We start from the raw sequence: 247 nt of genomic DNA, 5'->3' as shown, positions 1-247 counted from the left end.
CACAGATTGTCTGATGAAAAACAGCAGTAAAAAACCTCTACAGGCTTGTAGCTCAGGTGGTTAGAGCGCACCCCTGATAAGGGTGAGGTCGGTGGTTCAAGTCCACTCAGGCCTACCAAATTTGCGAAGCAAATTTGAAGAGGTTGGCAAAACGATGGGGCTATAGCTCAGCTGGGAGAGCGCCTGCTTTGCACGCAGGAGGTCTGCGGTTCGATCCCGCATAGCTCCACCATCTTTTACTGCGAAC

The 247-nt window shown here is 51.4% G+C and carries 2 tRNA genes; both read left to right on the top strand.

Annotation, left to right across the window (positions count from 1 at the left end):
• Positions 1-41: 41 nt before the first annotated feature.
• Positions 42-118: transfer RNA gene (locus IM273_RS21790), tRNA-Ile, on the top strand.
• 38 nt (positions 119-156) lie between these two features.
• Positions 157-232: transfer RNA gene (locus IM273_RS21785), tRNA-Ala, on the top strand.
• Positions 233-247: the final 15 nt, after the last annotated feature.

The organism is Enterobacter cloacae complex sp. P13B (assembly GCF_014895915.1).
GTDB classification, from domain to species: Bacteria; Pseudomonadota; Gammaproteobacteria; order Enterobacterales; family Enterobacteriaceae; genus Enterobacter; species Enterobacter bugandensis.
The sequence above is the reverse complement of the archived record's forward strand: the minus strand, read 5'-3'. Positions and strand labels throughout refer to the sequence as shown.